Genomic DNA, 24,570 nt, shown 5'->3' on the forward strand with positions numbered 1-24,570 from the left:
TTCCTACCGTCCCCTGGAAGTGCTCGGAGTTACTGAGGAGCCTTGATGACCATCACCACCACCCTCACAGAACCCGGCATCGTCTCGGTCACCGTCGACTACCCCCCGGTCAACGCGATCCCGTCGCGCGGCTGGTTCGAACTAGCCGATGAAATCACCGAGGCCGGTGCGAACCCGGAGACGCACGTGGTGATCCTTCGTGCAGAGGGTCGCGGTTTCAACGCCGGAGTCGACATCAAGGAGATGCAGCGCACCGAGGGCTTCACCGCGCTGATCGACGCGAACCGTGGCTGCTTCGCCGCGTTCCGAGCCGTCTACGAGTGTGCGGTTCCCGTGGTCGCCGCCGTGAACGGCTTCTGCGTCGGGGGCGGTATCGGCCTGGTCGGCAACGCCGACATCATCGTCGCCTCCGATGACGCGACGTTCGGGCTGCCGGAGGTCGAGCGCGGCGCGCTCGGCGCGGCAACACACCTGTCGCGCTTGGTGCCGCAGCACATGATGCGGCGGTTGTTCTTCACCGCAGCCACAGTCGACGCGGCGACGCTGCACCACTTCGGCTCCGTGCACGAGGTGGTGCCACGCGACCAACTCGACGAAGCCGCGTTGCGCGTCGCGCGCGACATCGCCGCGAAGGACACCCGGGTGATCCGGGCGGCCAAGGAGGCGCTGAATTTCATCGACGTGCAGAAGGTGAATTCGAGTTACCGGATGGAGCAGGGCTTCACGTTCGAGCTCAATCTCGCGGGGGTGGCCGATGAGCATCGCGACGCGTTCGCCGGGACTGACAAGGGATCCAAATGAGCGACAAGCGAACCACGGTCGACGACGCCGTCTCGCAGCTCCGCAGTGGTATGACCATCGGAATCGGCGGCTGGGGTTCCCGGCGCAAGCCGATGGCCTTCGTGCGGGCGTTGCTGCGCACCGATGTCACCGACCTCACCGTGGTGACATACGGCGGCCCCGATCTCGGGCTGCTGTGCTCGGCGGGCAAGGTGAAGCGCGTCTACTACGGCTTCGTGTCGCTCGACTCGCCGCCGTTCTACGATCCGTGGTTCGCCAAGGCGCGCACCAGCGGCGCGATCGAGGCCCGCGAGATGGACGAGGGCATGCTCCGGTGCGGCCTGCAGGCCGCGGCTCAGCGCCTGCCGTTCCTCCCTATCCGCGCCGGGCTGGGCAGCGACGTCCGCGCGTTCTGGGGCGACGAGCTGAAGACCGTGCGGTCGCCCTACCCCACCGGCGGGGGCTACGAAAAACTCATCGCGATGCCCGCGCTCACCTTGGACGCCGCGTTCGTCCACATGAATCTCGGTGACGCGCAAGGTAATGCGGCCTACACCGGCATCGACCCCTACTTCGACGACCTGTACCTGATGGCCGCCGAACGCCGGTTCCTGTCGGTCGAGCGGGTGGTGCCGACCGGCGAGCTGGTCAAAGCGGTTCCGCCGCAGGCGCTTTTGATCAACCGGATGATGGTCGACACCGTCGTCGAGGCACCCAACGGTGCGCACTTCACGACGGCCGAGCCCGACTATCGTCGCGACGAGAAGTTTCAGCGGCACTACGCCGAGGCGGCGAAATCCGACGACGCGTGGCAGGAGTTCGTGCAGACCTACCTGTCCGGAACGGAGGCCGACTACCAGGCCGCGGTGCGAGAATTCAAGGAGCAACAATGATGTCGGTGTCTCGTGCCGAAGTGTGCGCCGTCGCATGCGCCGAACTGTTCCGCGACGCCGGCGAGATCATGGTCAGCCCGATGACGACCATGGTCTCGATCGGCGCCCGGTTGGCCCGGCTGACCTTCTCGCCCGGCATTCTGCTGACCGACGGTGAGGCGCGCCTGCTGGCCGACACGCCGGCGCTCGGCGCCGCAGGGGCGATGGAAGGGTGGATGCCGTTCGGGCGGGTCTTCGAGACGCTGGCCTGGGGGCGGCGCCATGTGGTCATGGGCGCCAACCAGATTGACCGCTACGGCAACCAGAACCTGTCGGCGTTCGGACCGCTGCAGCATCCGACCCGCCAGATGTTCGGCGTGCGCGGGGCGCCGGGCAACTCCATCAACCACACGACGAGTTACTGGGTGGGCAACCACTCCAAGCGCGTGTTCGGTGAATCCGTCGACGTGGTCTCGGGCATCGGCTGGGACAAGGTCGATCCCGACAACCCGGCATTCCGGTTCGTCAACGTGTACCGGGTGATCACGAATCTCGGTGTGTTCGACTTCACCGGTCCCGACCATCAGATGCGGGCCGTGTCGCTGCATCCCGGTATCGAGCCCGAACAGGTCGCCGAGAACACCTCGTTCGAGGTGCACGGGCTGGACTCCGCCGAGCAGACCCGGCTCCCCACCGACGACGAGCAGAAACTGATCCGCGAGGTGATCGATCCCAAGGGACTGCGGGACAAGGAAATCCGGTGAGCAATCCAGGCAAGCCCACGCTGCGCACGCCGTTGACCGAGCTCGTCGGCATCGAGCATCCCGTGGTCCAGACCGGCATGGGCTGGGTTGCGGGCGCGCGGCTGGTCTCGGCGACGTCGAACGCCGGCGGGTTGGGGATCCTGGCGTCGGCGACCATGACGCTCGAGGAACTGCAGACAGCGGTCACCAAGGTCAAGAACGCCACGAACAAGCCCTTCGGCATCAACATCCGCGCGGACGCGGGGGACGCCGGAGAACGCATCGACCTGTTGATCCGCGAGGGCGTCAAGGTCGCCTCGTTCGCGCTGGCGCCCAAACCCGATCTGATCGCCAAGCTCAAAGAGGCGGGCGTCGTGGTGATTCCGTCGGTCGGTCTGGCCAAGCACGCCAAGAAAGTGGCGGGCTGGGGCGCCGACGCGGTCATCGTGCAGGGCGGCGAAGGCGGCGGCCACACCGGGCCGATCGCGACGACGCTGCTGTTGCCGTCGGTGCTCGACGCGGTCGACATCCCGGTCGTGGCGGCGGGTGGCTTCTTCGACGGCCGCGGGCTTGCGGCGGCGTTGTCCTACGGCGCTGCAGGCGTCGCCATGGGGACGCGATTTCTGCTGACGTCGGATTCCACGGTTCCCGATGCGGTCAAGCGTCGATACCTGGAATCGGGGCTGGACGGCACCGTCGTATCCACCCGCGTCGACGGGATGCCGCACCGGGTGCTGCGTACCGGCCTGGTGGAGAAGCTGGAAAGCGGATCGCGGCTTCGGGGGTTCTCCGCGGCTGTCCGCAACGCGCAGAAGTTCAAGAAGATGTCGGGCATGACGTGGCGGTCGATGATCCGCGACGGCCTGGAGATGCGGCACGGCAAGGAGTTGACGTGGTCGCAGGTGCTGATGGCAGCCAACACCCCGATGCTCCTCAAAGCCGGTCTGGTAGAAGGCAATACGGACGCGGGCGTGCTGGCATCGGGCCAGGTCGCCGGCATCCTGCATGATCTGCCGTCCTGCGCCGAGCTGATCGAGACGATCGTGGCCGACGCGGTCAAGCACCTGCGGCGAGCCAGTGATTACGTCCAGTGAAGGTTATTGCTTAATTCCTTGGTAGTGAAGCTATAATCTTCATATGTCGGCCTTGAAGCGATCGTCTTCACCAAACCGTCGCGCGACCCTGATCGGCGACGTGATCGGCTCACGCCGGTTGGCCGATCGAACGGCCACGCATCGTGCGCTGAGCACGGCGCTCGTCGAGGCCGCCGGTGGCGCACTCGATGCACCCGCGTTCACGGTCGGTGACGAGTTTCAGGGCAGCTATCGGACGGTCGGCGCGGCGATCGAAGCGGCGTTCGCCATTCGGCTGGCCGTGGCGCCGGGGATCGACGTTCGATTCGGCATCGGCTGGGGCGCGGTGACGATATTGGATTCGGACTCCGGGATCCAGGACGGGCCGGGTTGGTGGGCCGCCCGCGAGGCGATCGAGTGGACCGCCTCCGCACAACGCCAACCGGGGCTGGCGTTGGTGCGCACGTCGTTTCGGGCCGAGGACGACGTCCGCCACGACCTCGACGCGATCAACGCCGCGCTGTTGTGTCGGGACCATCTGATTGGATCGCTCGACGACCGCTCGTTGAGGATTGTGAAGGGACTGTTGACCGGCAAGACGAAGAAGGACATCGCGGCCGCGGAGGGCATCAGCGCGTCGGCCGTGTCCCAACGCGCGGGCCGCGACGGCTTGGACCTGATCCTGCTCGCGGCACAATATCTGCGGGACGTGCCATGAGCGCGGTCGCGGTGCTGCTGATCGCGATGGGTACCGCCGACGTCCTTCGACGGCTCGTCGATCGGGTGTGGTTGTCCGCCGCGGCGGCGCCCCTCGTCGTGATCGGATGCGCGGCGACGGCAGGGTTGTGGCGATGGGGCGACATCGTGCTGCTTGTTGTGGCGGCGATGGCCGGCGTCGCTTGGGTGGTGCTGAGTGCGCGGGCCGAACGCACCGGCCGGCGCCAGGTGACACCGCTGGTCGTCTTCGGCGGTGCGCTGGCATTGCTGCTGTTGCTCTCGGGCCTGGGCTCGGAGGTGGCGGGCGTGGCGGCGCGGTGGCCGGCATGGGTCGGCATCGCGGTGTCCCCCGACCGGCTCTTGATGATCGTCGGCGTGATGTTGATGCAACTGGTCACCGGAAATCAGTTGGTGCGCTTGGTGCTTGGCTCCGTCGGCGCGGTCAAGCCGGCAGGCGAGCCGCAGGCCTCGGACCGGTTGAAGGGCGGCAGGCTGCTCGGTCCGATGGAGCGGGTGCTCATCCTCGGGCTGGGGCTGGCGGGCCAGCTCACCGCCGCCACAGCGGTCGTCGCCGCCAAGAGCATCATCCGGTTTCCCGAGATCAATGCCCAGAAGGCCCGGGAGAACGGAGGCATCGGCATCGACGAAGTGACCGAGTACTTTCTCGTCGGCAGCTTCGCGAGCTGGATCGTCGCACTCGGCGGGCTCGCGCTGACCCTGTGACCGAATACGCCACGGCCGCCGAGTCGGCTTCCTAGACTCGGCTCGATGAAGACCAACGCGGCCATCCTCTGGGAGTACGGATCCGACTGGACCGTCGAAGAAATCGATCTCGACCCGCCCCGTGACGGCGAAGTGCTGGTGTCCTGGGAAGCGACCGGGCTGTGCCACTCCGACGAACACGTCCGCACCGGCGACCTGCCGGGACCGCTTCCTCTCATCGGCGGCCACGAAGGCGCAGGCATCGTCCGCGAAGTCGGACCCGGCGTGATCGGCCTGGCGCCGGGCGACCACGTCGTCGCCTCGTTCCTGCCCGCCTGCGGGCGGTGCCGGTTCTGCTCGACCGGCCACCAGAACCTGTGCGACCTCGGCGCCATGATCATGACCGGAACCCAGCTCGACGGCAGCTACCGGCGCCGCGCCCGCGGCCGGGACGTCGGGGTGATGGCGCTCGTCGGCACCTTCTCCCAGTACGGCACCGTGCCCGAGGCGTCGGTGGTCAAGATCGACGACGACATCCCGCTGTCGCGCGCGTGCCTGCTCGGCTGCGGCGTCACCACCGGCTGGGGTTCGGCGGTCAACACCGCCGATGTGGCGCCCGGCGACATCGTCGTCGTGATCGGGTTCGGCGGCATCGGCAGCGGCGCGGTCCAGGGTGCGCGGCTGGCGGGCGCGGAGAAGATCATCGTCGTCGACGTGGTGGAAACCAAGCGCGACAAGGCTTTACAGTTCGGCGCCACGCATTTCGTGACCTCGATGGAGGAGGCCACCGCGCTGGTCACGGAGTTGACCCGCGGCGTGATGGCCGATTCGGCGATCCTCACCGTCGGCCTGCTCGAGGGCTCGATGATCGAGGATGCGATGAACATCATCCGCAAGGGCGGAGCCGTGGTCGCCACCGCGATCGCCTCGATGACCGACGCCACACCGACGCTGGGCCTGATGATGTTCACGCTGTTCCAGAAGCGACTGCTGGGCAGCCTCTACGGCGAGGCCAACCCCCGCGCCGACATCCCCCGCCTGCTCAGCCTGTACCGCGAGGGCAAGCTGCTGCTCGACGAGACCGTCACCCACGAGTACAAGCTGGCCGAGGTCAACGAGGGCTACGAGGACATGCGGGCCGGGCGCAACATCCGCGGCGTCATCCTGCACGACCACTGAGGTCGTGACCGCGGCTAGAGGCGTTCGATGATCGTGACGTTGGCGGTGCCGCCGCCTTCGCACATCGTCTGCAGGCCGTAGCGACCGCCGGTGCGCTCCAACGTGTTCAGCATCGTCGCGAACAATTTCGCGCCCGTCGCGCCCAGCGGATGGCCGAGTGCGATCGCGCCGCCGCTGGGATTGACCTTCGCGTGGTCGGCGCCGGTCTCCTTGAGCCAGGCCATCACGACCGGAGCGAAGGCTTCGTTGATCTCGACGGTGTCGATGTCGTCGATCGACAGGCCGGTCTTGTTCAACGCGTACTCCGTCGCGGGGATCGGCCCGGTCAGCATGAACACCGGGTCGGCGCCGCGGGCGCTGATGTGGTGGATGCGGGCGCGCGGCTTGAGCCGGTGGTCCTTGACGGCCTGCTCGGAGGCCAGCAGCACGGCACTGGCGCCGTCGGAGATCTGGCTGGCCATCGCGGCGGTCAACCGGCCGCCGTCGACCAAGGTCTTGAGCCCGGACATCTTCTCCAGCGAGGTGTCGCGGGGGCCCTCGTCCGTGGCGAACCCTTCTACCGGGATGATCTCGTTCTCGAAGTAACCGGAACGGATCGCCTCCTGCGCACGCTGGTGGCTCGTCAGCGAGTACTGCTCCATCTCCTCGCGTGAGATGTCCCACTTCTCGGCGATCAACTCCGCGCCGCGGAACTGTGAGATCTCCTGATCGCCGTACCGGTGCAGCCAGCTCTTGGATTCGTTTGTGGGCGAGGTGAATCCGAACTGCTCGGCGACGGTCATCGCCGACGAGATCGGGATCTGGCTCATGTTCTGCATACCGCCGGCCACGATGAGATCGGCCGTCCCCGACATGATCGCTTGTGCGCCAAAGGAAATCGCCTGCTGGCTGGACCCACACTGGCGGTCGACGGTGACACCGGGCACCTCTTCGGGATAGCCCGCCGCCAGCCACGACAGCCGGGCGATGTTGCCGGCCTGCGGACCGATCGCATCGACGCAGCCGGCGATGACGTCGTCGACCGCGCCGGGATCCACGTCGACGCGGTCGAACAGCCCGCGCCATGCGGCAGCGCCCAGATCCACGGGGTGCACTCCGGCCAGCGATCCGTTGCGCTTGCCGACTGCGGTGCGAACGGCGTCGATGACGTAGGCCTGTGATGTTGGAGTCATGGTTTCCTCATTTTTTCGTGATGCCACCAAGAACGATAGCGAGGTACTGACGGCCGACCTCTTCGGCCGTGAGCGGTCCGCCAGGCTGATACCAGCGGACTGAAACCCAGGTGGTGTCGCGGATGAACCGGTACACCAGATCGACGTCGATGTCGGGCCGGAAATAGCCCTCTTCGACGCCCTGGTTGAGCAGGTCCAGCCACATCTTTCGCTGCTCTTTGTTGCGCTGCTCCACGTAGGAGAACCGCTCCTGGCCGGTCAGCCGCTTGGCCTCGTCCTGATAGATGACGACCTGCGCGTGCCGGTGCTCGATGGCCTCGAACGAGGTCATGAACAGGCCCTTGAGGCGCTCCAGCGGATTGGGCTCGGTGTCGACGATCTCCCGGTAGCGCGCGAACAGCCAGTCGAGAAAGCCCCGCAGAACCTCGTCGACCATTTCCTCCTTCGACGAGAAGTGGTGATACAGGCTGCCAGAGAGGATGCCCGCGGAGTCGGCGATGTCGCGCACTGTCGTCGCGCGCAGGCCCCGCTCGGCGAACATCGTCGCGGCGAGGTCGAGGAGCTCCTCCCGGCGCGTCGGCGGCTGGCTCACCGGCTGCTTCTGTGGCACCTGATCCACCGCCACAGGGTATCAACCAAGCGCTTGCTCGGCTACTCCAGCTCGGGCTGCCGACAGCACTGTTGGCTAAGCCCGCTGACTCGACACCGAAATCACTTCTCCAGTCAGATAACTGGAGTAGTCACTGGCCAGGAACGCGATCGTCGCGGCGACCTCCCACGGCTCGGCTGCGCGGCCGAACGCCTCGCCCTCCGACAGCCGATCCAGCAGATCCGCACTGCTGGTCTTCTCCAGAAACTTGTGCCGCGCGATGCTCGGCGAGACCGCATTGATGCGCACGCCGTACTCGACCGCCTCGATCGCGCTGCACCGCGTCAACGCCATGACCCCGGCCTTGGCAGCGGCGTAGTGCGACTGCGAGTGCTGTGCGCGCCAACCCAATACGCTCGCGTTGTTGACGATCACGCCGCCGTGGTCGGCATCGCGGAAGTACCGCAGCGCCGCCCGCGTCGCGCGCATCACCGACGTCAGCGTGACGTTGAGGACGCGGTCCCACTCTTCGTCCGTCATGTCGACGACGGGCGTCTGCCCGCCGAGACCGGCATTGTTGACCAAGACGTCCAGTCGGCCCATCCGCGCCGTCGTCGAGGAGACCAGCGCGTCCACTTGCGCAGTGGAGGTGACGTCGCACACCACGCTCTCGACCCGGCCCAGGCCGAGCTCGACCAACTGATCGCGGGTCTCACCCAGTCGCCGCTCGTGATGGTCGGACACCACGACGTCGGCGCCTTCGAGCAGCGCCCGGCGCGCCACCGCTGATCCGATCCCTGTGCCGGCGGCCGCGGTCACGACAACCACCTTGCCGGTCAGCAGGCCGTGTCCCTCAATTTCTTCAGGGGCTTCTGACAAGTTCACGAAGGCCTGACCTCTCGGGGTAGGCCGAGCACCCGCTCGGCGATGATGTTGCGCTGCACCTCGTTCGATCCGCCGTAGATCGTGTCGGCACGCGAGAACAGATACAGCCGCTGCCACTCATCGAAGTCGCCGTCGGTCAGCGTCAGGCCGTCCCGACCGAGCACGTCCATCGCGATCTCGCCGAGCTCGCGATGCCAGTTGGCCCACAACAGCTTCGACACGTTGTCTTGACCGCCACCCATGTCGCCACTGGGGCGGCTCCCGTGCTGCCCGAGATCCATCGTCGCGAGCGCATACGAGCGCATGGTCCGCAGGCCGGCCCACGATCGTGTCAACCGCTCCCTGATCAGCGGATCGTCGGCCGCGCCAGTGCGTTTCGCCATCTCGGCGACGCCGGACAGCTCGCGGGCGTACTCGATCTGCTGACCCAGCGTCGACACCCCACGCTCAAAGGTCAGCGTGCCCATCGCCACCCGCCAGCCGTCACCAGGCTCGCCGACCACCAACGACGCGTCCGTGCGCGCGTCGTCGAAGAAGACCTCGTTGAACTCCGAATCACCGGTCAGCTGGACGATCGGGCGGATCTCCACACCCGGTTGATCCAATGGCACCAGCAGATAGGACAGCCCGGCGTGCCGCTTGGAGCCCTTCTCGGTGCGGGCGACGACGAAGCACCACTGCGCCCAGTGGGCAAGCGAGGTCCACACCTTCTGCCCGTTGACCACCCACTGATCGCCGTCGAGTTCGGCGGTGGTCGACACATTGGCGAGGTCGCTGCCCGCGCCCGGCTCGGAGTAGCCCTGGCACCACAACTCGGTGACGTCGAGGATCTTGGGCAGGAAGCGCTTCTGCTGTTCGGGAGTGCCGTACGCGATCAGCGTCGGCCCGAGCAACTCCTCACCGAAGTGGTTGACCTTGGCTGGAGCGTTCGCGATCGCATACTCCTCGTAGAACGCCACCCGGTGCGCAACCGACAGTCCGCGTCCGCCGTGCTCCTCGGGCCAACCCAGACACGTCAACCCGGCCGACGCCAGGTGCTGGTTCCACGCTCGGCGTTCGTCGAAAGCCTCGTGCTCTCGGCCCGGGCCGCCGAGGCCTTTCAGTGCGGCGTACTCCCCGACGAGGTTGTCGGCGAGCCAGTCGCGGACCTCGGCCCGGAACTCCTCGACGTCAATCACCCTTGTAGGCTAACCTACCAAGCACTTGCTTTGTTAGAGGAGCAGCGATGAACTGGGGCGACGGCCAACGGCCAGGGGACGATCGGCGCACCATCCCCAGGGTCCTGGACCGGATCGCCGACCGGCTTTCCGACCACGACGCGCTGGTCACAGAGGCTCGCACGTTTACATTCGCCGAACTGCGCGACGAAGTCCGCAGGGCCGCCGCAGCGATGATCGAACTGGGAATCGCGGCGGGTGACCGCGTCGCGATCTGGTCGCCGAACACCTGGCACTGGGTGGTCGCATGCCTGGCCACCCACTACGCGGGCGGCGTCGTCGTACCTCTCAACACCCGCTACACGGCCAGCGAGGCCACCGACATCCTCTCCCGCACCGGCGCCCCGTTGCTGTTCGCATCGGGTGAGTTCCTCGGCGCCGACAAGGCTGCCTCGCTCCAGCGCGACGCCCTCCCACAGCTGCGTCACGTGATCCGGGTGCCGATCGAGCAGGACGACGGCACCTGGGACCAGTTCATCGCCCACGGCACCGATGTGGACGCCGTGGACGCCCGCGCCGACGCGGTTCGACCAGACGACGTGTCCGACATCCTGTTCACCTCGGGCACCACCGGGCGCAGCAAGGGCGTGCTGTGCGCGCATCGGCAGTCGCTCGACGCTCCCGCGGCATGGGCCGAGTGCGGCCGGTTGTCGAGGGAAGACCGTTATCTGTGCATCAACCCGTTCTTCCACAACTTCGGATACAAGGCGGGAATCCTGGCCTGTCTGCAGACCGGCGCCACGCTCATTCCTCAGCTGACGTTCGATCCCGAGAAGACGATGAAAGCCGTTCAGGAGCAACGGATCACGGTGCTGCCCGGACCGCCGACGATCTACCAGACGTTGCTCGACCATCCCAAGCGCACCGACTACGACCTGACCTCGCTTCGGTTCGCCGTCACCGGCGCGGCGACCATCCCCGTCGTGCTGATCGAGCGGATGCAGACCGAATTGGACATCGACATCGTGCTGACCGCGTACGGACTCACCGAGGCGAGCGGCTTCGGCACGATGTGCCGTCCCGACGACGACGCCGTCACCGTGGCCACCACGTCCGGACGGCCGATCGCGGATTTCGAACTGCGCATCGACGGAGCGGGGCTGAGCGGTGAAGATTCGGGCACCGGCGAGGTGCTGCTGCGTGGGCCGAACGTCATGTTGGGCTACCTCGACGACCCGGACGCCACCGCGGCGGCCATCGACTCCGATGGCTGGCTGCACACCGGCGACGTCGGCACCGTCGACGAGAACGGCAACCTGCGCATCACCGACCGCCTCAAGGACATGTACATCTGCGGCGGGTTCAACGTGTATCCGGCCGAGATCGAGCAGGTGCTGGCGCGACTGGACGGCGTGGCGGAATCCGCGGTGATCGGCGTGCCCGACGAACGGCTCGGCGAGGTCGGCAAGGCCTACATCGTGCTCAAACCCGGGGCCGAACTCGACGAAGAGACCGTAATCGCCTACAGCCGGCAGCATCTGGCGAACTTCAAGACTCCCCGCTCGGTGGAGTTTCTCGATGCTCTGCCGCGGAATCCGGGGGGCAAGGTAGTCAAACCGCTGCTGCGTGAGAGGGCTGGATCTTCCTGATGGACCTGAGTTTCGACGACGCCACACTCGAGTTCCGGGCCGAGGTGCGCGAGTTCTTGGCCGAGAACACCGACAAGTTCCCGACCAAGTCCTACGACACCGCCGAGGGTTTCGAGCAGCACCGGCGGTGGGACCGGGTGCTCTTCGACGCTGGGCTGTCGGTGATCACCTGGCCGGAGAAGTACGGCGGCCGCGACGCCAGCCTGCTGCAGTGGGTGGTGTACGAGGAGGAATACTTCCGTGCCGGCGCGCCCGGCCGCGCCAGCGCGAACGGCACGTCGATGTTGGCGCCGACTCTGTTCGCGCACGGCACCGAGGAGCAACTCGACCGTGTTCTGCCGAAAATGGCCAGCGGCGAGGAGATCTGGGCCCAGGCCTGGTCCGAACCCGAGTCCGGCAGCGACCTGGCGTCGCTGCGGTCGACGGCCACTCAGACCGACGGCGGCTGGTTGCTCAACGGTCAGAAGATCTGGAGTTCGCGCGCACCGTTCGGGGAACGCGCGTTCGGGCTGTTCCGCTCCGACCCCGGAGCCGAACGTCATCGTGGCCTCACGTATTTCATGTTCGACCTCAAGGCCGACGGCGTCACCGTCCGGCCCATCGCGCAACTGGGCGGTGACACCGGCTTCGGCGAGATCTTCCTCGACGACGTGTTCGTGCCCGACAACGACGTCATCGGCGACGTACACGAGGGCTGGCGCGCAGCGATGAGCACCTCGAGCAATGAGCGCGGCATGTCGCTGCGGAGTCCGGCCCGCTTCCTGGCCCCCGCTGAACGGCTTGTGGCGCAATGGAAAGAGAATCCGGATCCGGCGTACACCGACCGGGTGGCCGACGCCTGGATCAAGGCCCAAGCCTACCGGCTGCACACGTTCGGCACGGTGACCCGGGTGGCCGCGGGCGGTGAACTCGGTGCTGAATCGAGTGTGACCAAGGTGTTCTGGTCCGACCTCGACGTCGCCATCCATCAGACCGCTCTGGATATGCGGGGTCCCGACGCCGAGCTCGCCGACACCTGGACCGAAGGATTGCTGTTCTCCCTTGGCGGCCCGATCTATGCGGGTACCAACGAGATTCAGCGCAACATCATCGCCGAGCGCCTGCTGGGCCTGCCGCGGAAGTAGTCACATGAACTTCGAATTGGACGCGCAGCAACGCGATTTCGCGGCAAGCATCGATGCCGCGCTCGGTGCCGCCGACCTGCCGGGCGCGGTCCGGGCCTGGGCCGCCGGTGATACCGCGCCTGGCCGCAAGGTGTGGGCACAACTGACCGATCTGGGTGTCACGGCACTCCTTGTGCCGGAGAAGTACGACGGCATCGACGCTCATCCGGTCGATCTGGCGGTCGCCGCCGAGCGGCTCGGCCGGTGGTGCGTGCCCGGCCCGGTCGCTGAATCCATTGCGGTCGCGCCGATCCTGCTTGCCGATGACGAGCGCTGTGCCGCCTTGGCCTCCGGTGAGGTGATCGCGACGGTCGCGCTGCCGCCGCAGGTACCGAGGGCCGTCGACGCCGAAACCGCGGGCCTGATTCTGCTGGCCGAGGATGGTCGAGTACGTGAGGGCGCCGCAGTTGCGCAGCACGAATCGGTCGACCCGAGCCGGAAGCTGTTTGACGTCAACGCTTCCGAAGAAGGCAGGCCTGCCGATGTGGCGCGCGCCTATGAGTTCGGTGTGCTGGCGACGGCGGCCCAGCTGGTGGGCGCCGGCCAGGCGATGCTGGACATGTCCGTCGAATACGCCAAGCAGCGCAGCCAGTTCGGCAAGGTCATCGGCACCTACCAGGCGATCAAGCACAAGCTCGCCGATGTGCACATTGCGGTTGAGCTGGCCCGGCCGCTGGTGTACGGCGCGGCCTTGTCGTTGGCCGACGGGTCCGCCGACACGGCGCGCGATATCAGCGCCGCCAAAGCCGCGGCCAGCGACGCGGCGCTGCTGGCAGCGCGCTCGGCGCTGCAGACGCATGGCGCGATCGGATTCACCCAGGAGCATGACCTGTCCCTGTGGTTGCTGCGGGTGCAGGCGCTGCGGTCGGCATGGGGAGATCCCGCCGTCCATCGTCGGCGGGTACTGGAGGCCCTCGCATGAGTGAAGAACGCCAACTGCTTCGCGAGACCGTCGCTGCGCTGGTGGACAAGCACGCATCGCCCGCCGCGGTTCGCGAGGCGATGGAATCCGAACGCGGGTACGACGAATCGCTGTGGACGCTGCTGTGCGAGCAGGTCGGGGCTGCGGCGCTGCTGGTGCCCGAGGAGCTGGGCGGCGCGGGTGGTGAACTCGCCGACGCGGCCGTCGTGCTCGAGGAGCTGGGCAAGGCGCTGGTGCCGACCCCGCTGTTGGGCACCACTCTCGCCGAGGTGGCGTTGCTGGCCGCAGACGAGCCGGACACCGAGGTGCTCGAGGGTCTGGCCGCGGGCACCCAGGTCGGCGCGGTGGTCTTCGACCCCGGCTATGTGGTCAACGGCGACATTGCCGACGTGGTGCTCGGGGCCGACGGCGACCGATTGACTCGGTGGACCGACTTCACCGCGACCCCGCTGGACGCGATGGACTTGACGCGCCGGTTGGCCCGCGTCGAGGCGTCGCAGACGGTCGACATCGGAGCGGACCCGGGGCTCTCCGACACGGCGGCGCTGTTGCTGGCCGCCGAGCAGATCGGTGCCGCGTCGCGTTGCCTCGATCTCACGGTGCAATACACCAAGGAACGGGTGCAATTCGGCAGGCCCATCGGCAGTTTCCAGGCGCTCAAGCACCGGATGGCCGATCTTTATGTCGCGGTGCAGTCCGCGCGCGCGGTCGTCGACGAGGCGATCTCCGCGCCGTCACCGACTTCGGCGGCCCTGGCCCGGTTCACGGCCAGCGAAGCCTTCACGAAGGTGGCCGCGGAGGCCGTCCAGATGCACGGCGGCATCGCGATCACCTGGGAGCACGACATCCAGCTGTATTTCAAGCGTGCGCACGGCAGCGCACAGCTGCTCGGGCCTCCGCGCGAGTACCTGCGCCGGCTCGAATCCGAAGTGTTCTAGCGTTGACGCCGTGAGCGCATCGCTGCGGTCCGGGATTCCCCCGTTCTACGTCATGGACGTGTGGCTGGCCGCCGCCGAGCGGCAGCGCAGCCACGGCGACCTGGTCAACCTGTCTGCGGGCCAGCCGAGCGCGGGTGCCCCGGCGGCCGTTCGGGCGGCTGCCAAGAAGGCGCTGGAGACCGATGTCCTGGGTTACACGGTCGCGCTGGGGATTCCGGAACTGCGTGCCGCGATTGCGGGTTCGTACCTGGATCGGCATGGGTTGCGGGTGGATCCCGATGACGTGGTGATCACCACCGGTTCGTCGGGTGGCTTCCTGTTGGCGTTTCTCGCCTGTTTCGACGTCGGTGAGCGGGTGGCGATCGCGAGCCCGGGCTACCCCTGTTACCGCAACATCCTCTCCGCGCTGGGGTGTGAGGTCGTCGAGGTGCCGTGTGGCCCAGAGACGCGCTTCCAGCCGACGGTTCAGATGCTCGAGAAGCTCGATCCGCCCGTCGACGGCGTGATCGTGGCGAGCCCCGCCAACCCGACCGGCACGGTGATTCCGCCGGACGAACTGTCCGGGATCGCGTCGTGGTGTGCGTCGCGCGGTGTGCGATTGATCAGCGACGAGGTCTATCACGGGTTGGTGTACGAGGGTGCGCCCGCCGTCAGCTGCGCCTGGGTGACTTCGCGGGATTCGGTTGTGGTGAACAGCTTTTCGAAGTACTTTGCGATGACGGGTTGGCGGCTCGGGTGGCTGTTGGTGCCGCAGGAACTGCGGCGCGCGGTCGACCGCCTGACCGGAAACTTCACGATCTGCCCACCGACGCTGCCTCAATATGCCGCGATCGCGGCATTCACCGCGGAGTCGATCTCCGAGTCGGATGCACTGCTGCACCACTACGCCGCCAATCGGCGCCTGCTGCTCGACGGGCTGCGTGACGTCGGCATCGATCGCCTGGCCCCGACCGACGGGGCGTTCTACGTGTACGCCGACGTGTCGCATCTGACCTCTGATTCACTGTCGTTCTGTTCGAAGCTGCTCGCCGACACCGGAGTTGCGATCGCACCCGGCATCGACTTCGACCCCACCCAGGGCGGATCCTTCGTCCGGTTGTCGTTCGCGGGGCCGTCGTCGGACATCGAAGAGGCGTTACACCGGATCGGCGCGTGGCTGGACTGACGTTGCGCGCGTCATGAGCGGCGCCGCTCAGCGCGCGCCGTTGTTGGCGGCCGGCTTCACCACCGCCTTCGGGGCGCACGCTGTGGCCGGCATGCTCGGCACGACCACCACCGGCACCGCCGCCTCACTGCTGGCGCTCGGTGCGCTGCTGGCCATCTACGACGGGGCGGAGGTGGTGCTGAAGCCGGTGTTCGGAACGCTGGCCGACCGCATCGGCGCCCGCACCGTGCTCATCGCGGGACTGGTCATCTTTGCCGCGGCGTCGATGACGTACGTGGTGGCCGACGACCCCGCGTGGCTGTGGGTGGCCCGGTCCGGCCAAGGCATCGGCGCTGCAGCGTTCTCGCCCGCAGCATCCGCGCTGGTCGCACTGCTGACTCCGGCGGGCTCGCACGGCCGTGCGTTCGGCACGTACGGTTCCTACAAGTCGGTCGGCTACACGCTGGGCCCGCTGCTCGGTGGGCTGATCGTGACAATCGGTGGGTTACAAACGCTTTTCGCGGTGTTGGCTGTACTCGCCGGCGGGGTGGCACTGTGGGCCACTGTCGCGGTGCCCGCCGTCAGACCGCAGCCGAGGCGACGCCAGACGTTGCTCGACACCTTGCGTAGATTCTCCGAATCCTCCTTCGTCACACCGACTGTCGCGCTCGCAGCGGCGACGGCGGCCCTCTCGGCAGGCGTGGGATTCCTACCGGTTCTGGCTACCCAGGCCGGACTCAGCCCGGTCGCGACGGGCGCCATCGTCTCCGTGCTCGCAATGACCACCGCTGTCGTGCAGCCCATCGTCGGTCGCTTGCTCGACGCAGGAAGGACGACCTTCAGGACCGGCATCGCCGCTGGATTCGTCCTCACCCCTGCCGGTTTGGCAGCCGCGGTACTGCCCGGCCTCGCGGGACTGCTGTGTGCGGCAGTTGTCATCGGTGCGGGCTGCGGTGTCATCACACCACTGGCCTTCACGATGCTGGCCCAGACGACGCCCGCTGAGCGCCTCGGCCAGACGATGGGCGCCGCGGAGATCGGCCGGGAGGGCGGTGACGCGGCGGGTCCCCTCATCGTTGCGGCGGTCGCGGCGGCTTCTTCCGTACCACTCGGTTTCGTTGCTCTGGCGATAATCATCACCACGGCTGGGACGGCCCTAGCCGGAGTTGAGCGGGGCCGCGGACGCACGAGGTCGCCTTGACCTGGCACGCGGTTACTTGTCGGTGCCAGTGGGTAGCGTCCGGAGCATGTTCGAAAGTCTGTTCGATGTCGACCCGGACGCCTCGGAGGCCGACCTGCGCGACGCGGTCGAGCGATTCGAGCGGTTGAAGTCGTGTGCAGCCGCGGCACAAGCGCGCGCGACCGCGTTGTGGAAGGCGAAGCGCCACGCCACCGAGGAGGCCGCGGGTGTGCCTGCGAACCGTCGGGGCCGCGGCCTGGCGACCGAGGTCGCACTGGCACGACACGATGCACCGGTGCAGGGTGGCCGTCACCTGGGCTTCGCAACGGCTCTGGTCGACGAAATGCCTTACACTCTTGCGGCTTTGGCGTCCGGCGTGCTCTCGGAATGGCGCGCCACCCTGATCGTGCGCGAGTCCGCCTGCTTGAGCGTCGAGCATCGCCGCCGTCTGGACGCCGAGATGTGCCGCGACACCACGCGGCTCGAAGGGTGGGGTGACAAGCGGATCGCCGCTGAAGCCAAGAGGGTCGCATGTGCGCTCGACGTCGCCGCGGTCGTTGATCGCAGCGCCAGAGCCGCCGCCGATCGGTGCGTCACCATCCGTCCAGCGCCGGACACGATCACGTGGGTTAGCGCCCTGCTACCCGTCGCGCAGGGTGTCAGCGTCTATGCGGCGTTGAAGCGCGCCGCCGACACCACGTTCGATGACAGGTCTCGCGGCCAGGTGATGGCGGACACTTTGGTGGAACGGGTCACCGGGTGTCCGGCCCAGCAGCCCGTGCCGGTGACGCTGAACCTGGTGATGGCCGATACAACGCTGATGGGTGACGACGATTCACCCGCGTGGCTCGACGGATACGGTCCGCTGCCGAGTTCGATCGCGAGAGCGCTCACCGGTGATGCCGCCACCGACGCCGCAGCCAAGGCGATGCTGCGGCGTCTGTACCGCCATCCGCGTAGCGGTCATCTCGTCGCGATGGAATCCCAAGCCCGCGCCTTTCCGAAGGGTTTGGCGGCATTCATCGGAATTCGGGACCAGACGTGCCGCACTCCCTACTGCAACGCGCGGATACGCCACCGCGACCACGCGATGCCGCGGCACCGAGCCGGGCCTACGAGTGCGTTGAACGGGCTCGGCGAATGCGAGGCCTGCAACTACGCCAAGGAGGCGCCTGGCTGGTCGGTTACGACCAGTGAACGCGACGGCGTACACAGCGCCGAGTTCACGACGCCCACGGGGGCAACCTACCGATCCACCGCACCGCCGCTGCCCGGTCCACCTGTGCGATCCGTCAGCATGATCGAAGGCCGGCTCAGCGTCGATTTGGTCACCTTCGACGCTGCGTGACGTACCAGTCCAAGAGGTCTGGATCATCGACGGCGCTGCGCTCCACCACTTTAGCGGCGTCGGCACCCTGGAACAGCTTCTTGATCGGCACCTCGAGCTTCTTGCCGGTGCGGGTGTGCGGGACACCTGGCGCGGCGATGATCTCGTCGGGCACATGCCGCGGCGAGACTTCCTCGCGGACGGTGCTTCTGATGCGGTCGCGCAGCTCGTCGGTCAGTTCGGCGCCGTCGACGAGGACCACGAACAGCGGCATCCAGTATCCACCGTCGGGTTCGTCGACGCCGACGATCAGGGCTTCGGCCACCTCGGGCAGCCGTTCGACCGCCTGGTAGATGTCGGCGCTGCCCATCCGGATGCCGTGCCGGTTCAAGGTCGAGTCGGACCGGCCGTGCACGATGACGCTGCCGTGATCGGTGATCGTGATCCAGTCCCCATGTCGCCACACACCGGGAAACATCTCGAAATACGCTGCGCGGTACCGCGACCCGTCGGGATCGTTCCAAAACCCGACCGGCATCGACGGCATCGGCTTGGTCACCACCAGCTCGCCGACCTCGTCACGCACCGGTTTGCCGGATTCGTCCCACGAGTCCAGCGCGCAGCCGAGATACGGCGCCGACAGCTCGCCCGGCCACACCGGGACCGTGCGCACCCCGCCGACGAAGGCGGAGACCACGTCGGTGCCGCCGCTGATCGAGGACACCTGGACATGCTCACCGACGTTGTCGCGCAACCACAGTGACGACGACGGGGGTAGCGACGAGCCGGTGATGCCGACCGTGCGCAACGCCGACAGGTCATGCTCCTTATGGGGCACCACACCGGCTTTCGCGCAGCCGAGCACATAGCCCGGGCTGGTGCCCAGCACAGTCGCCTTGACACGCGCGGCGATGCCCCACAGTGCATCCGGGCGCGGTGCATTGGGGCTGCCGTCGTAGCAGACGATGGTCGAACCGACCAGCAGGCCGGCGACCTGGAAGTTCCACATCATCCAGCTGGGGCTGGTGTACCAGAAGAACGTGTCGTCCGGCCCGATGTCGGACTGCAGGCTCACGGCTTTCAGATGTTCGACCAGAACACCGCCGTGCCCGTGCACGATGCCCTTGGGCAGGCCGGTGGTGCCCGAAGAGAACAGGATCCACAGCGGGTGGGCGAAGTCGACCGGTGTCGTGGTCAGCTCTGCGCTACTGCTGCCCACGAGGTCGGGCGCCATCACCGTCGCGCGCAGTGTCGGTAATCCCTTCTGCAGCGCGGTGATTTCGGTGCTCCTGTCGTGGAACTTTCCGCCGTAGGTATAGCCGTCGGTGGTGACCAGCACGGTCGGTTCGAGCTGGCCGAGCCGGTCGAGCGCGGCCTTGGCCGAATAGTCCTGGCCGCATGCGCTCCAGATCGCGCCGATGCTGGCCGTTGCGAGGAATGCGATCACGGCCTCGGGGATGTTGGGCAGGTATCCCACGACGCGGTCTCCGGCGCGCACGCCGAGGTCCCGCAGCGTCTGTGCGAATGCCGCCGTACGTCCCAACAATTCGGCCCACGACACGTCGACGGGATCGCCACCCTCGCGCAGGTACAGCATGGCGGGCCGGTCGGACCGGGCGTTGCGAATCACCTGGTCGACATAGTTGACCTGCACACCCGGAAACCACTGTGCCCCAGGCATTTCCTCGGACGCGAGCACCTTCTCGGGGCGATCCCCGAGGTCGAAGTAGTCCCACAGCGCGGCCCAGAACCCATCCGGATCGTCGATCGACCACCGCCACAGCGACTGGTAGTCGGGGTGGTCCAGGCCGGTGCGGCGCCGCACGAACTGTGCGAAATCGGTGACACGCGCTCCGGAGACATCGGCCTGGGTGGGTGTCCACTGCGGACTGCTCATCGGGCGCTCCATCCGCCGTCCATCGTGTACGACGCTCCGGTCACGATCGCCGCAGTCGGTGAGGCAAGCCAGGTGACCAGGGAGGCGACTTCTTCCGGTTCGACGAGTCGCTTGATCGCGCTCTCCTTCAACAGAATGTCGGCGATCACCTTGTCCTCGTCGATGCCGTGGGTGCGGGCCTGATCGGCGATCTGCTTGGTCACCAGTGGGGTTCGCACATAACCGGGGTCGACGCAGTTGCTCGTGACCCCGAGCGGGCCGCCCTCCAGAGCGGTCACCTTCGACAGTCCCTCCAGACCGTGCTTGGCGGTGACGTAGCCACTTTTGTACTCCGAGGCGCGCAGACCGTGCACCGAGGAGATGTTGATGACGCGCCCGAACTTCTGCTCGTACATGTGCGGCAGCGCCGCACGGATCAGCAGGAACGGTGCTTCGAGCATCAACGCGAGGATGAACCGGAAGCGCTCGGGCGGAAACTCGTGGATCGGGCTGACATGCTGCACACCGGCGTTGTTGACCAGGACATCTGTCTGCAACCGCAGGTCCTCGAGCGCCGATACATCGGAAAGGTCCACTGCCCAGGGGGTTCCACCGATCTCGTCGGCGACTTCCGTGGCGCCGGCCTCGTCGAGATCTGCGACGGTGACCGTCGCCCCATGCTCGGCCAGGGCACGCGCGCAAGCCGCGCCGATCCCGCTCGCCCCGCCGGTGACCAGCGCGGTGCGCCCGTCGAGATCGCTCATACGACACCCGCCTTGGCGAGTTGCTCGCGGTCGGCCGCGTCGAGCGTGGCGAGATCGAGGCCCTTGGTCTCCCGGTTGAACAACGCGGCCACCAGGGTGATCAGCGAGGCGCCCGCGAGATAGAGCGCGATCGGCACCGCCGAGTCGTACTTGTCGAGCAGCCAGGTGGCGATGGCCGGCGCGAGCGATCCGGCGATGATGGATGTCACCTGATAGCCAAGGGAGACACCGGAATACCGCATGCGAGTCGGGAACATCTCGGCCATGATCGCGGGCTGCGGTGAGTACATCAATGCGTGGATGACGAGCCCGAGGATGATGGCGGCCATGATCAGCCCGTAGGAACCGCTGTTCATCATCGGAAACGCGAAGAAGCCCCAGGTGCCTCCGAGGATCGCCCCGACGATGTACACCGGCCGCCTACCGAATCGATCAGACAACCGCCCCACTTGCGGTATCACCACGAAGTGCACGGCGTGCGCGACCAGCAACCACCATAGGATGTCACTGGTGTCCGCACCGACGTGCGTCTTGAGGTAGACGATCGAGAAGGTGACCACCAGGTAGTACATGATGTTCTCGGCGAACCGCAGGCCCATCGCGGTGAATACTCCACGGGGATAACGCTTCAGCACCTCGACCACGCCGTAGGAAACGGCCTTGACGCGCTCGACCTCTTCCTGCGCGGCCACGAAGATCGGAGCATCGGAGACCTTGGTCCGGATGTAGTACCCGATCAGCACCACCACCGCGGACAGCCAGAACGCGACCCGCCATCCCCAGGACAGGAACGCCGTCTCCGGCAGCACGGCGGTCAGCACCAGCAAGACGACGGTGGCGAGCATATTGCCCACCGGCACCGCGGCTTGCGGCCAGCTGGCCCAGAACCCGCGCCTGTCGTTGGGGCTGTGCTCGGCGACGAGCAGGACGGCCCCACCCCATTCGCCTCCGACCGCGAAGCCCTGCATGAACCGCAGAACGACCAGCAGCATCGGCGCCCATACGCCGATCTGCGCATAGGTCGGCAGGCACCCCATGAGGAAGGTGACGGCGCCGACGAGCAGGATCGCGAATTGCAGCAGCTTCTTGCGCCCGTACTTGTCACCGAAGTGACCGAAGACGATGCCGCCCAGCGGCCGGGCAACGAATCCGACCGCGTAGGTCAGGAGCGCGGCGATGAGGCCGCTGGCCTCACTGGTGCCCTCCGCGAAGAACACCTTGTTGAAAACCAGGGTGGCAGCTGTGGCGTAGAGGAAGAACTCATACCACTCGACGACGGTTCCTGCCATCGAGGCGACCACGACCCGTTTGAGTCCGGTGGGGGCGCCGTTGTCGGCGTTGGTGACAGCCATCGCACGCTCCTTCGGGTTGTGATCGCAGACAAGTCGCCTGTGAGTATTCACGCAGATAGGTCGTGGGGCAATGGCGAAAGGTGCAGGTTGTATCTGCAAAAATGCACACATGACCCAGTCGTCCGGTCGGCGGCGACCGAGCGCCGACGACCTTCTGGTGCTGCTGGCGGTCGGCCGATCCGGGCGCTACAACGCCGCCGCGGAGGAGTTGGGCCTCAACCACACCACGATCTCCAGGCGTATCGCCGCTCTCGAGGAGTCGGTGGGGGGACGGGTGCTGGCCCGCGGCGCGAGCGGATGGGAGCTGACCGACCTCGGCCGCGACGCGCTTTCCGCGGCGGAGGTCATCGAGTCGGCCGTCCGCTCCCTTGCCGTCGACCCGGCCGGCGAGCGCGCGCTGGAGGGCGTCGTCCGAATCTCCGCCACGGATGGTTTCTCCGCATACATCGCCGCACCTGCCGCCGCGCGCGTTCAACGCCGGCATCCGAATGTGGCCGTCGAAATCGTCGCCGCCACCAAGCGTGCGACCCAGCAGAGGTCCGGGCTGGACATCGAGGTCGTCGTCGGCGAACCCCGGGTGCATCGGGCCAGGGCGATCAGGCTCGGTGACTACTGCCTCGGCCTATATGGTTCCCGTGACTACCTGACCGAGCACGGTACGCCGACCAACGTTGCCGACCTGAACCGCTATCCGCTCGTCTACTTCATCGACTCGATGTTGCAGGTCGACGACCTCGATGCGGCGACGAACTTCGCGCCGACGATGCGCGAATCCGTCACCTCCACGAACGTTTTCGTCCATGTGGAGGCGACCCGCGCCGCCGCGGGCCTCGGGCTGCTGCCCTGCTTCATGGCCGACCGCCACGCCGATCTGGTGCGGGTCCTGCGCACCGAGGTGTCGGTGCGGCTGACGTACTGGCTCGTCACCCGCGGTGAAACACTGCGGCGGCCGGAGGTGGCGGCCGTCGTCGACGCGATTCGCGATCGAGTGCGCGACCAGCACGACGTGTTGCTGGGCAGGGGTTAACGTCGTCAGTATGCCGTTCATCGACCACCCGAAGGGCCGGGCCTACTACCGCCACTGGGCCTCGGCGCGGCCACGCGCGGTGGTGATCTTTTTGCACGGCTTCGGCGAGCACACCGGCCTGTACCACCGCTACGGCTTCGCGCTCAACGCAGCGGGTTTCGATCTATGGGCGGTCGACCAGTTCGGCCACGGGCTCAGCCCGGGCACCCGTGGGGACTTCGGATCGATCGAGGACAGCTCCTCGCTTGCCGACGCCCTGATCTCGCTCGCCGAAAGCGCCACGCCCGACATACCGCTGATCGCACAAGGGCATTCGTTCGGCTCGATCGTGACGCTGTTCCGGCTGCTCGACCAGGCCGGCCGTTATTCCGGCGGCGTCGTCTCCGGTGCTCCGTTGGTGCCGATACCGGCGATGCTGGACAGCGACACCACCCTCGCCCTCGACCCGTGCTGGCTGTCCAGCGACCCGTTCTACCTCGACCTGTTGGAGACCGATCCGTTGGCGTTCGTCGACGCCGACGGTGCGGCACTGACACGGGAACTCGACAGGGCGTGGGATCGGTTCGGCGCGATGTTGCCGAAGTTGTCGGTTCCCACCCTGGCCGTGCATGGTTCGAATGACCCAATCGCCCAGGCCGGGGCGGTGCGGGCCTACGCCGAGCAGATCGACGCTCTGCGCCTCGCCGAGTTCGAGGGCGCTCGTCACGACGTCCTCAATGAGGCTGTGCACCGGGAGGTCGCGGCCGCGATCGTCGGCTTCATCGACGAGTTGTTGTAGCGCTACAGCCAGGTGTCGTCGGTGGTCGCGGTGAGGAACGCCTCGAGGTCGTCGCGCCATTGGGCGGGCGTGTTCTTGTCCGGCTCGATGCCGGTGTACTGCCCGCGGTAGAACAACAACGGCCGCGGCTTCTTGTGCGGCACATCCGACAGCGAATGCACAGCGCCGAACACGACGTAGTGGTCGCCTCCGTCGTGCACCGAATGCACCGAACAGTCGATGTGCGCGAGAGTGCCTTCGATGACCGGTGAACCGAGTTTCGACCGATACCAGTCGATTCCGGCGAACTTGTCGGGTTCCTTCGAGCCGAACCGCGCCGAGACGTCCTTCTGCTTCTCGTGCAACACGTTCACGCAGAAATGGCCGCTGGCCTCGATCGCCTGCCATGACCGCGACACCTTCGTCGGGCAGAACAGCACCAGCGGTGGATCCAGGCTGAGCGCGGCGAACGACTGGCATGCGAACCCGACCGGCACGCCGTCGTGGACCGTGGTGATCACCGTGATACCCGTGCAGAACTGGCCGAGCACGCTGCGGAATGTGCGCGGATCGATCGGTTCGGCCGCCATTATCGAGTGGTC

Annotated in this window: 24 protein-coding genes; 16 read left to right on the forward strand and 8 right to left on the reverse strand. The window is 67.0% G+C overall.

What is annotated here, in order from left to right:
* The first annotated feature begins 45 nt into the window (after window positions 1-45).
* Genes echA20 through AU193_RS05790 form a run of 7 tightly spaced genes read left to right on the forward strand, consistent with a single transcriptional unit; the run spans window position 46 to window position 6,066 of the window.
* The gene (gene echA20 / locus AU193_RS05760; RefSeq protein ID WP_064421403.1) at window positions 46-801 is read left to right on the forward strand and encodes a (7aS)-7a-methyl-1,5-dioxo-2,3,5,6,7,7a-hexahydro-1H-indene-carboxyl-CoA hydrolase; all 756 of its coding nucleotides are present in this window, start codon (window positions 46-48) and stop codon (window positions 799-801) included.
* Window positions 798-1,673: a cholesterol ring-cleaving hydrolase subunit IpdA gene (gene ipdA, locus AU193_RS05765; protein ID WP_064421404.1), complete on the forward strand. Its 876-nt coding sequence runs from the start codon at window positions 798-800 to the stop codon at window positions 1,671-1,673. The genes echA20 and ipdA overlap by 4 nt, the downstream gene beginning before the upstream one ends.
* A complete protein-coding gene (gene ipdB, locus AU193_RS05770; RefSeq protein WP_064421405.1) occupies window positions 1,670-2,416 on the forward strand; it encodes a cholesterol ring-cleaving hydrolase subunit IpdB in 747 nt (248 codons plus the stop codon). Before ipdA ends, ipdB begins: the two co-directional genes overlap by 4 nt.
* Window positions 2,413-3,489 (forward strand): (3aS,4S,5R,7aS)-5-hydroxy-7a-methyl-1-oxo-octahydro-1H-indene-4-carboxyl-CoA dehydrogenase, encoded by a 1,077-nt coding sequence (ipdC, locus tag AU193_RS05775; protein WP_256364328.1) that lies wholly within the window; start codon window positions 2,413-2,415, stop codon window positions 3,487-3,489. The genes ipdB and ipdC overlap by 4 nt, the downstream gene beginning before the upstream one ends.
* A 43-nt stretch (window positions 3,490-3,532) precedes the next feature.
* The gene (locus AU193_RS05780) at window positions 3,533-4,186 is read left to right on the forward strand and encodes a SatD family protein (protein ID WP_064421406.1); all 654 of its coding nucleotides are present in this window, start codon (window positions 3,533-3,535) and stop codon (window positions 4,184-4,186) included.
* Window positions 4,183-4,908 (forward strand): hypothetical protein, encoded by a 726-nt coding sequence (locus AU193_RS05785; RefSeq protein WP_064421407.1) that lies wholly within the window; start codon window positions 4,183-4,185, stop codon window positions 4,906-4,908. Before AU193_RS05780 ends, AU193_RS05785 begins: the two co-directional genes overlap by 4 nt.
* 45 nt (window positions 4,909-4,953) lie before the next feature.
* Window positions 4,954-6,066 carry an NDMA-dependent alcohol dehydrogenase gene (locus AU193_RS05790; RefSeq protein ID WP_064421408.1) on the forward strand — a complete coding sequence of 371 codons (1,113 nt, stop codon included), beginning with the start codon at window positions 4,954-4,956 and terminating at the stop codon, window positions 6,064-6,066.
* A 14-nt stretch (window positions 6,067-6,080) separates the two neighbouring features.
* Here AU193_RS05790 and fadA6 read toward each other — a convergent pair whose 3' ends face one another.
* The 4 genes from fadA6 to ipdE1 form a co-directional block, all read right to left on the reverse strand.
* Window positions 6,081-7,238 carry a steroid 3-ketoacyl-CoA thiolase FadA6 gene (gene fadA6, locus AU193_RS05795; protein WP_064421409.1) on the reverse strand — a complete coding sequence of 386 codons (1,158 nt, stop codon included), beginning with the start codon at window positions 7,236-7,238 and terminating at the stop codon, window positions 6,081-6,083.
* Window positions 7,239-7,245: 7 nt separating this feature from the next.
* Window positions 7,246-7,830, reverse strand: coding sequence for a TetR family transcriptional regulator KstR2 (kstR2, locus tag AU193_RS05800; RefSeq protein WP_064421483.1), 585 nt, complete (start codon window positions 7,828-7,830; stop codon window positions 7,246-7,248).
* 93 nt (window positions 7,831-7,923) lie between these two features.
* Window positions 7,924-8,712: a (5R,7aS)-5-hydroxy-7a-methyl-1-oxo-2,3,5,6,7,7a-hexahydro-1H-indene-carboxyl-CoA reductase gene (ipdF, locus tag AU193_RS05805; RefSeq protein ID WP_064421410.1), complete on the reverse strand. Its 789-nt coding sequence runs from the start codon at window positions 8,710-8,712 to the stop codon at window positions 7,924-7,926.
* A complete protein-coding gene (gene ipdE1, locus AU193_RS05810) occupies window positions 8,709-9,890 on the reverse strand; it encodes an acyl-CoA dehydrogenase IpdE1 (RefSeq protein ID WP_064421411.1) in 1,182 nt (393 codons plus the stop codon). Before ipdE1 ends, ipdF begins: the two co-directional genes overlap by 4 nt.
* A gap of 47 nt (window positions 9,891-9,937) precedes the next feature.
* Between ipdE1 and fadD3 the strand changes: the two genes are divergently transcribed.
* The 7 genes from fadD3 to AU193_RS05845 are packed head-to-tail and all read left to right on the forward strand — an operon-like array spanning window position 9,938 to window position 18,213.
* Window positions 9,938-11,518 carry a 3-((3aS,4S,7aS)-7a-methyl-1,5-dioxo-octahydro-1H-inden-4-yl)propanoate--CoA ligase FadD3 gene (gene fadD3, locus AU193_RS05815; RefSeq protein ID WP_064421412.1) on the forward strand — a complete coding sequence of 527 codons (1,581 nt, stop codon included), beginning with the start codon at window positions 9,938-9,940 and terminating at the stop codon, window positions 11,516-11,518.
* Window positions 11,518-12,642, forward strand: coding sequence for an acyl-CoA dehydrogenase family protein (locus AU193_RS05820; protein ID WP_064421413.1), 1,125 nt, complete (start codon window positions 11,518-11,520; stop codon window positions 12,640-12,642). The genes fadD3 and AU193_RS05820 overlap by 1 nt, the downstream gene beginning before the upstream one ends.
* 4 nt (window positions 12,643-12,646) lie before the next feature.
* Window positions 12,647-13,603 carry an acyl-CoA dehydrogenase family protein gene (locus tag AU193_RS05825; protein WP_064421414.1) on the forward strand — a complete coding sequence of 319 codons (957 nt, stop codon included), beginning with the start codon at window positions 12,647-12,649 and terminating at the stop codon, window positions 13,601-13,603.
* On the forward strand, window positions 13,600-14,541 hold the full coding sequence (locus AU193_RS05830; RefSeq protein ID WP_064421415.1) for an acyl-CoA dehydrogenase family protein: 942 nt from the start codon (window positions 13,600-13,602) through the stop codon (window positions 14,539-14,541). The genes AU193_RS05825 and AU193_RS05830 overlap by 4 nt, the downstream gene beginning before the upstream one ends.
* A gap of 52 nt (window positions 14,542-14,593) precedes the next feature.
* Window positions 14,594-15,706: a pyridoxal phosphate-dependent aminotransferase gene (locus tag AU193_RS05835; protein ID WP_172798229.1), complete on the forward strand. Its 1,113-nt coding sequence runs from the start codon at window positions 14,594-14,596 to the stop codon at window positions 15,704-15,706.
* A gap of 13 nt (window positions 15,707-15,719) precedes the next feature.
* Window positions 15,720-16,886 (forward strand): MFS transporter, encoded by a 1,167-nt coding sequence (locus tag AU193_RS05840; protein WP_064421417.1) that lies wholly within the window; start codon window positions 15,720-15,722, stop codon window positions 16,884-16,886.
* A 46-nt stretch (window positions 16,887-16,932) separates the two neighbouring features.
* Window positions 16,933-18,213 carry a DUF222 domain-containing protein gene (locus AU193_RS05845; protein WP_064421418.1) on the forward strand — a complete coding sequence of 427 codons (1,281 nt, stop codon included), beginning with the start codon at window positions 16,933-16,935 and terminating at the stop codon, window positions 18,211-18,213.
* On the opposite strand, the gene AU193_RS05850 is transcribed toward AU193_RS05845, so the two are convergent.
* Genes AU193_RS05850 through AU193_RS05860 form a run of 3 tightly spaced genes read right to left on the reverse strand, consistent with a single transcriptional unit; the run spans window position 18,194 to window position 22,184 of the window.
* Window positions 18,194-20,089, reverse strand: coding sequence for an acetoacetate--CoA ligase (locus AU193_RS05850; protein ID WP_064421484.1), 1,896 nt, complete (start codon window positions 20,087-20,089; stop codon window positions 18,194-18,196). The two genes, AU193_RS05845 and AU193_RS05850, sit on opposite strands and share 20 nt — an antisense overlap.
* On the reverse strand, window positions 20,086-20,832 hold the full coding sequence (locus AU193_RS05855; protein WP_064421419.1) for a 3-hydroxybutyrate dehydrogenase: 747 nt from the start codon (window positions 20,830-20,832) through the stop codon (window positions 20,086-20,088). The genes AU193_RS05850 and AU193_RS05855 overlap by 4 nt, the downstream gene beginning before the upstream one ends.
* On the reverse strand, window positions 20,829-22,184 hold the full coding sequence (locus AU193_RS05860) for an MFS transporter (RefSeq protein WP_064421420.1): 1,356 nt from the start codon (window positions 22,182-22,184) through the stop codon (window positions 20,829-20,831). Before AU193_RS05860 ends, AU193_RS05855 begins: the two co-directional genes overlap by 4 nt.
* 70 nt (window positions 22,185-22,254) lie before the next feature.
* Here AU193_RS05860 and AU193_RS05865 point away from each other — a divergent pair, with 70 nt between their 5' ends.
* A complete protein-coding gene (locus tag AU193_RS05865) occupies window positions 22,255-23,211 on the forward strand; it encodes a LysR family transcriptional regulator (RefSeq protein ID WP_064421421.1) in 957 nt (318 codons plus the stop codon).
* A gap of 10 nt (window positions 23,212-23,221) precedes the next feature.
* On the forward strand, window positions 23,222-23,989 hold the full coding sequence (locus tag AU193_RS05870; RefSeq protein WP_064421422.1) for an alpha/beta fold hydrolase: 768 nt from the start codon (window positions 23,222-23,224) through the stop codon (window positions 23,987-23,989).
* Window positions 23,990-23,991: 2 nt separating this feature from the next.
* Here AU193_RS05870 and hsaB read toward each other — a convergent pair whose 3' ends face one another.
* A complete protein-coding gene (hsaB, locus tag AU193_RS05875; RefSeq protein WP_064421423.1) occupies window positions 23,992-24,558 on the reverse strand; it encodes a 3-hydroxy-9,10-secoandrosta-1,3,5(10)-triene-9,17-dione monooxygenase reductase subunit in 567 nt (188 codons plus the stop codon).
* Window positions 24,559-24,570: the final 12 nt, after the last annotated feature.

The sequence above is a fragment of the Mycobacterium sp. GA-1285 genome, from assembly GCF_001499905.1.
Lineage (GTDB): Bacteria > Actinomycetota > Actinomycetes > Mycobacteriales > Mycobacteriaceae > Mycobacterium.

Bases quoted from the DNA above. Each gene is read 5' to 3' on its own strand.
- echA20 (WP_064421403.1), top strand. From the start codon at position 46: ATGACCATCACCACCACCCTCACAGAACCCGGCATCGTCTCGGTCACC.
- ipdA (WP_064421404.1), top strand. From the start codon at position 798: ATGAGCGACAAGCGAACCACGGTCGACGACGCCGTCTCGCAGCTCCGC.
- ipdB (WP_064421405.1), top strand. From the start codon at position 1,670: ATGATGTCGGTGTCTCGTGCCGAAGTGTGCGCCGTCGCATGCGCCGAA.
- AU193_RS05780 (WP_064421406.1), top strand. From the start codon at position 3,533: ATGTCGGCCTTGAAGCGATCGTCTTCACCAAACCGTCGCGCGACCCTG.
- AU193_RS05785 (WP_064421407.1), top strand. From the start codon at position 4,183: ATGAGCGCGGTCGCGGTGCTGCTGATCGCGATGGGTACCGCCGACGTC.
- AU193_RS05790 (WP_064421408.1), top strand. From the start codon at position 4,954: ATGAAGACCAACGCGGCCATCCTCTGGGAGTACGGATCCGACTGGACC.
- fadA6 (WP_064421409.1), bottom strand. From the start codon at position 7,238: ATGACTCCAACATCACAGGCCTACGTCATCGACGCCGTTCGCACCGCA.
- fadD3 (WP_064421412.1), top strand. From the start codon at position 9,938: ATGAACTGGGGCGACGGCCAACGGCCAGGGGACGATCGGCGCACCATC.
- AU193_RS05820 (WP_064421413.1), top strand. From the start codon at position 11,518: ATGGACCTGAGTTTCGACGACGCCACACTCGAGTTCCGGGCCGAGGTG.
- AU193_RS05825 (WP_064421414.1), top strand. From the start codon at position 12,647: ATGAACTTCGAATTGGACGCGCAGCAACGCGATTTCGCGGCAAGCATC.
- AU193_RS05830 (WP_064421415.1), top strand. From the start codon at position 13,600: ATGAGTGAAGAACGCCAACTGCTTCGCGAGACCGTCGCTGCGCTGGTG.
- AU193_RS05835 (WP_172798229.1), top strand. From the start codon at position 14,594: ATGGACGTGTGGCTGGCCGCCGCCGAGCGGCAGCGCAGCCACGGCGAC.
- AU193_RS05840 (WP_064421417.1), top strand. From the start codon at position 15,720: ATGAGCGGCGCCGCTCAGCGCGCGCCGTTGTTGGCGGCCGGCTTCACC.
- AU193_RS05845 (WP_064421418.1), top strand. From the start codon at position 16,933: ATGTTCGAAAGTCTGTTCGATGTCGACCCGGACGCCTCGGAGGCCGAC.
- AU193_RS05850 (WP_064421484.1), bottom strand. From the start codon at position 20,089: ATGAGCAGTCCGCAGTGGACACCCACCCAGGCCGATGTCTCCGGAGCG.
- AU193_RS05855 (WP_064421419.1), bottom strand. From the start codon at position 20,832: ATGAGCGATCTCGACGGGCGCACCGCGCTGGTCACCGGCGGGGCGAGC.
- AU193_RS05860 (WP_064421420.1), bottom strand. From the start codon at position 22,184: ATGGCTGTCACCAACGCCGACAACGGCGCCCCCACCGGACTCAAACGG.
- AU193_RS05865 (WP_064421421.1), top strand. From the start codon at position 22,255: ATGGCGAAAGGTGCAGGTTGTATCTGCAAAAATGCACACATGACCCAG.
- AU193_RS05870 (WP_064421422.1), top strand. From the start codon at position 23,222: ATGCCGTTCATCGACCACCCGAAGGGCCGGGCCTACTACCGCCACTGG.
- hsaB (WP_064421423.1), bottom strand. From the start codon at position 24,558: ATGGCGGCCGAACCGATCGATCCGCGCACATTCCGCAGCGTGCTCGGC.